Annotated in this window: 3 protein-coding genes and 1 pseudogene; 3 read left to right on the top strand and 1 reads right to left on the bottom strand. The window is 53.7% G+C overall.

The genetic code is table 11. The annotated features are described in order from the left end of the window. Positions 1–121 precede the first annotated feature (121 nt). Positions 122–415 (top strand): annotated as a pseudogene (locus JW953_18715) (ThuA domain-containing protein). 69 nt (positions 416–484) lie between these two features. Here JW953_18715 and JW953_18710 read toward each other — a convergent pair. Continuing rightward, positions 485–1,936 carry an MFS transporter gene (locus JW953_18710; protein MBN1994736.1) on the bottom strand — a complete coding sequence of 484 codons (1,452 nt, stop codon included), beginning with the start codon at positions 1,934–1,936 and terminating at the stop codon, positions 485–487. Positions 1,937–2,590: 654 nt separating this feature from the next. Here JW953_18710 and JW953_18705 point away from each other — a divergent pair. Together JW953_18705 and JW953_18700 are read left to right on the top strand one after the other, a co-directional pair. Next, the gene (locus JW953_18705) at positions 2,591–5,146 is read left to right on the top strand and encodes a leucine--tRNA ligase (protein MBN1994735.1); all 2,556 of its coding nucleotides are present in this window, start codon (positions 2,591–2,593) and stop codon (positions 5,144–5,146) included. Between the two features lie 203 nt (positions 5,147–5,349). After that, entirely contained in the window at positions 5,350–5,661 is a 312-nt protein-coding gene (locus JW953_18700) for a response regulator (protein MBN1994734.1), read from the top strand. Positions 5,662–5,696: the final 35 nt, after the last annotated feature.

Raw genomic sequence — 5,696 nt, 5'->3', positions numbered from 1 at the left:
TTATCTGGCGGGGCTGGCAAAGATTACAGGATATGGCCGACACCTGGTATCTTGTTAAAGAGCAATCCCAACTTGTGGGTAATAGATTAGGTTGGGCGAGTATTTTGAAATTCCCCACAGTGAAATGTACGGCGAGTTTTTTGACATTCCCCAGCCGGACGAACTGGTCTTTATCAGTTGGTTTCAGGGCGGGGAAGTTTTTCGGAGCGGCTGCTGCTTCTACCGCGGTCGGGGCAAAATCTTCTATTTCCAGCCCGGCCACGAGACTTTCCCTATTTATCACCAGCCAGAGGTTTTACGCGTCATTGCCAACGCCGTGCGCTGGGCTGCGCCGGTTCACGTGGCCGGCTTCAGGGAGATGGCCCAATGCCCCAACATACCCGACCCGATGGAGTCTTTTACGATTGAGCGCTGAAGTTTCGGCATGGGTCGTTGGTCGTCCGTCCGCTGGCAGAGCCTTCCCGGCCGATTTTTGCGGCCCTGTCTACTCCCGCAAGCCCCAACCAATCAAAATACCCAAAAAGGCTATGCCCGTAATAAACCAAAACACCACTTGATAGGCGTAAATAAGGGCGGCGAAATGGTCTAACCCATATTGGAGAATCACCCCCCCCACGGCCACGCCAAGCACCACTCCCCCGGAACGGCTCATGCTATAAAGCCCGGCGGCCATGCCGGTTTGATTGGTGGGAACCCGGTTTAAGGCGGTCCGATGGAAAGGGGCCAGGGTCAGGCCCGCGCCCAAGCCATGGCTAATTAATCCCACGGCCACCCAGCCCAACCAGACTGTTTCAGGCAAGCAGGCCAAATAGCCAATGGCCCCCACCTGCACCAACGAACCCATCACTACCGGCCAGCGACTGCTTTGCCGGCGGTCGGCCAATTGCCCGCCTAAGCGCATGGTCATCAAAAGCGCGGCAGCCCGGATCATCTCCATTCCCCCAATAGCGACCGCATTCAGACCGTGAATATCGGAATAATAGAGCGGCAGCAAAAAACCAACGCCGCCCATTGTTAACATGCGCAACCCCGCGCCCACCGAGGCCCGGCTAAAACCGGGCTGGGCAAATATGCTTAAATTAACAAAAGGGTCGGGCTGCCGTTTCTCCCAAAAAATGAATCCGCCAAATAACACCAAAGTAACAGCCAATAAACGCCAATCTTGCAGCGGTTCCACCCCCGTAATAGGCCGGCTGGATAGATAAAAAATCAACATTGTTGCCGCCAGGCTGAGCAAAACTACCCCGCCCCAGTCAAAGGTGCGTAAAAAACCAGGTTGCACAAAACTGCGTTTCGTGGGCGGCACCTGCTCCCGGATAACAAACAACGCCCCCAGGCCAATCAACAAAACAGGCCAATAAACCATCCGCCAGCCCCAATAGTCAACCAGAAATCCCCCCAACAAAGGGCCAATGAGGCCGGCAATAGGCCCGCTGGTGTTCCATGTGCCTAACGCCTGGCCGCGCTTACGCACCGGAAACCGTTCGGAAATAATGGCCATACACAGCGGATTCACACTGGCAGCGCCAATCCCCTGAATAGCCCGGCCTACAATGAGTACATACAAATTAGAGGTCAGTAGGGTAACTGCTGTTCCGGCCAAAAAAATAATGATGCCTCCCCCAAAAAGGCGACGCTTGCCCAAGCCATCGCTCAGACGACCATAAAGCGGCATAGCGACCATCACGGGTAGGGCAAAAGCGGTCACAATCCAGGCGGTGGTATCAGCCTGTACCCCAAAAGTGGCGCGGATGGTGGGCAGGGCAACAGTAAACATGGTCCCGTGAAGAATCATCATCAACAGGGGCACCATCAAACCAACCAACATGGTCCGATTCCGCCCATCAATAGCAGCTTGTTCCTCAACAGCCGGGGCTGGCGTTTGGCCTGGTAATGAACAACGTTGAGGCTGAACTTTGGCATGTGCGTTTTTCATGATTTCACTGTTCCACCTTTCTTCACTCATAGGGCTTACGTAAATCGTTGATGCGTAAGTCCTAACTCAGATAAGGTCAAAGTTGCTCTCCCGCCCCAGAGGAGCAGCGCATAAAACAGCTATTATAGTCTTATCAACTCATTAAGTCCAGCAACTTTTGCGCTTTAGGGTGCGCCCCAAAATTTTGGCGGTAGGGACAGGACAATGTCCTGTCCCTACCCTATGGTCTAAAAATTTGAACAGACCCTACGCTTTAGGTTTGTCCAAATCCGTATCTATCTCGCAAAATCTTGCTCGACATTGCCAAAAAACTGTGGTATAATGCTCAATAATAATCATAAGTTTTGCATTTCAAGCATTACCCTGTAAAATCGGGACGGCAAAAATGAACGGCAACATGATCGCCAGTTTTACATTTCAGAAGTTAGGCCAACACCCGCGCCATTTGCGCGTGGGGCGCCCCGTGTTGCTCCTTGACCTTAGTAGCCAACTTGAACCTTTGTCCCGACAGCTCCCCCCGGTAGGGGGATAACGGTAGTTTTTGTTGAAAGCGCAAGGCCGGTCGGGAGACCGGCTTTTTTATTGGAAAATTTTGGCCTGTTGCCCGACAGGCTTACCAGACATAAATTCTGCCAGAAAAGAAGAGAGAATATTATGAGCAACAAATACAACCCGCAAATTATTGAAAAGAAATGGCAAAAAAAATGGGCGGCCGACGGCCTGTACCGGGCCGTGAAAGATGAAAGCAAAGAAAAATATTATGCCATGACCATGTATCCCTATCCCAGCGGCGATTTACACATGGGCCACTGGTACGCCATGTCTCCCAGCGATACTCGCGCCCGCTGGATGCGCATGCGGGGCTACAACGTTTTGTTCCCCATGGGCTTTGACAGTTTTGGCCTGCCCGCCGAAAACGCCGCCATCAAGCGCAACATCCACCCCAACGAGTGGACGTATGCCAATATCGAGCGCATGCGCAGCCAACTGCGCTCAATGGGGGCCATGTTTGATTGGCAGCGTGAGTGTATCACCTCCGACCCCGGTTACTACAAGTGGAGCCAATGGTTTTTCCTGAAACTGTACGATATGGGCCTGGCTTACAAGGCCATGGCCCCGGTGGATTTCTGCCCTACCTGCAACACCACCCTGGCCCGCGAGCAGGTGTGGGGCGAGGACCGTCACTGCGAACGCTGCGGCACCCCGGTAATCAAAAAAGACTTACACCAATGGTTCTTCAAAATTACGGCCTACGCCGACGAATTGCTGGACTTTTCAAAAATGAATTGGCCGGAACGGGTGCGGAGCATGCAGACCAACTGGATTGGCCGCAGCGAAGGCGCGGAGGTTGTCTTCAAAACAGAAAAAGGCCATGCCCTGCCCATCTTTACCACCCGCCCCGATACGTTGTGGGGAGCCACCTTTATGGTGTTGGCTCCCGAACACCCGCTGATCAAAGAATTGACCACGCCCGAGCAGCGGGCCGAAGTGGAAGCCTACGTGGCCCAGGCCGCCCGGCAAACCGAAATTGACCGCATGGCGGTGGACAAAGAGAAAACCGGCGTGTTCATTGGGGCATACGCCATTAATCCGGTCAACAATGAGCGCATCCCTATCTGGATTGCCGACTACGTTTTGATGACCTACGGCACCGGCGCGATCATGGCCGTGCCCTGCGGCGACGAGCGGGACTTTGAATTTGCCCAAAAGTATGGCCTGCCCATCCCGGTGGTGGTTGCGCCCAAAGATTGGAACGGCCAGCCGTTTGAGCAAGCCTACACCGGGCCGGGCACAATGGTCAACAGCGGCCCCTTTACCGGCTATGCCACTATTGGCAAATACACCCTGAATGAGTGGACGCCCGAACTGGCCGCCGAATACGGCCTGCCCGCCGCGCTGACCCCGGAAACCGAAGGGCGGATCGCCGTCACGCGCTGGCTGGAAGAAAAAGGGATCGGCAAATTCGCGGTCACTTATCGCCTGCGCGATTGGCTGATCAGCCGCCAGCGTTATTGGGGCGCTCCTATCCCGATGATTATGTGCCCCTCATGTGGCATTGTGCCGGTGCCGTACCGGAATTTGCCGGTGCTGCTGCCGGAAGATGTAAAATTTATGCCTACGGGCGAGTCGCCCTTAAAGTTTCACGAAGGTTTCCGCCAGGTGAAGTGTCCTAAGTGCGGCTCTGAAGAAGCTGAACGGGAAACCGATACCATGGACACCTTTATGTGCTCAAGTTGGTACCAATACGCCTATATGGACCCGCACTGGAAAGACGGCGAAACCCTGTCGCCGGACGACACCCCCTTTAACCCGGTTGAGGGCGATTACTGGCTGCCCGTTGACCAGTATACCGGCGGCATTGAGCACGCCACCATGCACCTGTTGTATACCCGCTTTTTTACCAAAGCCATGCGCGATATGGGCCTGGTAAAGTTTGACGAGCCGATGAAGGCCTTGTTCAATCAAGGTATCATCCTGGCCGAAGACGGTTTTCGGATGAGCAAAAGCCGGGGCAATGTAATTGCGCCGGACGACCTGGTGCGGGAATACGGCGCAGACACCGTGCGCGGTTACCTGATGTTTGGTTTTCGGTGGGATCAAGGGGGGCCGTGGAGCAGCACCGGCATTTTGGGCGTTGAACGATTTCTGGAACGGGTTTGGGAGCTGGTGACCCGCCCGCCCGCCCCTGCACAGGGCAAACCAGGCCCGGCCCAGGTGCGCGATCTACAGCGCAAACAGCATCAGGCCGTCCGCCGGGTGACCGCCGATATTGAGGAGTTTAGCTTTAACACCATGGTCGCCGGTTTGATGGAGTACAGCAATGCCCTGATTGATCTCCGCAACCGGGCCCCGGCCTTGCTGGGCGCGGCTGAGTGGGCAGAAGCCATCCGCACCCTGGTGCTGTTGCTGGCCCCCGGTTTTCCCCATCTGGCGGAAGAGTTGTGGGAGCGCATTGGCCAGCCTTACAGCGTTCATCAACAACGTTGGCCAACCTGGGACGAGGAACTGGCTAAAGAGGATGTGGTGGAAATTGCCGTACAGGTTAACGGCAAAGTGCGCGATAAAATTGAAGTGCCGGTTGAGATTGACCCCGAAACAGCCAAAGCCCAGGCTCAAGCCGCGGCAGGCGTGCAGCGCTACATTAAAGGCAAAAATGTGGCCAAAGTAATCTATGTGCCGGGACGTTTGGTCAATATTGTTACCGGTTAAAACTAAAAGTTAGACTTTGTTTATCAGAAGTCAACGTATAGGGCTGGCAGTTTGTCGGCCCTTTTGATTCTCTAATTCTCAACTGTTTTGATCGAAAATATAATTTTTGCACCCAAATGATATTCATTGTAACGAGAGACGCAATTATCAATATCTTGCCGCAGCATTGAAAGTTGCGGTTTTGATTACCGGGGGAAGTGATAATGAAAAGGATCTTAGTGGTTGATGATGATGTCGATACAGTTGGTTTTCTCAAGGTTATTTTACAACATCAGGGGTACGAGATTCTCACGGCTCAAGACGGGGTCGAGGCCTTGGAATTGTTGCAGAGCCACCCGGTGGATCTCATCCTCACCGATGTGGCCATGCCCCACATAAATGGTTACGAACTCTGTCAACGGATCAAGAATGCTGCTGATTCTCGCCTACTACTCACCCCAGTCATCTTGATGAGTGGCCGTACTCTAGCAGTTTGTCGGAGAGAAAGGATTTCCAACAAACAGGATTCATGTTAAATTAAAGGCCACAAGCAAGAGATCTCTAATGAGCG

The sequence above is a fragment of the Anaerolineae bacterium genome, from assembly GCA_016931895.1.
In the GTDB taxonomy this organism is placed as follows: Bacteria; Chloroflexota; Anaerolineae; order 4572-78; family J111; genus JAFGNV01.
The sequence above is the reverse complement of the archived record's forward strand: the minus strand, read 5'-3'. Positions and strand labels throughout refer to the sequence as shown.